Here is a 701-nt window from a genome sequence, read left to right as displayed (position 1 = left end):
CTTTTATCCGTTGAGCGATGGCCCTCCCACGAGGTACCACCGGATCACTAAGCCCGACTTTCGTCCCTGCTCCACTTGTAAGTGTCGCAGTCAGGCTCCCTTCTGCCTTTGCACTCTACGAACGATTTCCGACCGTTCTGAGGGAACCTTTGGGCGCCTCCGTTACTTTTTTGGAGGCGACCGCCCCAGTCAAACTGCCCACCTAACAATGTCCCGTCACCAGCTTCATGGTGCCCGGTTAGAATCCCAGTACTGTCAGGGTGGTATCCCAAGGACGACTCCACATCCCCTAACGAGGATGCTTCCAAGTCTCCCACCTATCCTGTACAGACAATACCGAAACTCAATGCTAAGCTACAGTAAAGCTCTACGGGGTCTTTCCGTCCAATCGCGGGTAGCAAGCATCTTCACTTGCACTACAACTTCGCCGGATTTACAGTTGAGACAGTGCCCAAGTCATTACGCCATTCGTGCGGGTCAGAACTTACCTGACAAGGAATTTCGCTACCTTAGGACCGTTATAGTTACGGCCGCCGTTTACTGGGGCTTAAGTTCACCGCTTCGCGTTACCGCTAACGATTCCCCTTAACCTTCCAGCACCGGGCAGGCGTCAGCCCCTATACATCAGCTTTCGCTTTAGCAGAGACCTGTGTTTTTGCTAAACAGTTGCTTGGGCCTATTCTCTGCGACCTACTCTCGTA

1 rRNA gene is annotated in these 701 nt (G+C 52.9%); it reads right to left on the bottom strand.

Annotation, left to right across the window (positions count from 1 at the left end):
• A 23S ribosomal RNA gene (locus OCU55_RS23720) occupies positions 1-701 on the bottom strand; the annotation flags it as partial.

Source organism: Clostridium folliculivorans (assembly GCF_024341905.1).
Lineage (GTDB): Bacteria > Bacillota > Clostridia > Clostridiales > Clostridiaceae > Clostridium_AR > Clostridium_AR folliculivorans.
The sequence above is the reverse complement of the archived record's forward strand: the minus strand, read 5'-3'. Positions and strand labels throughout refer to the sequence as shown.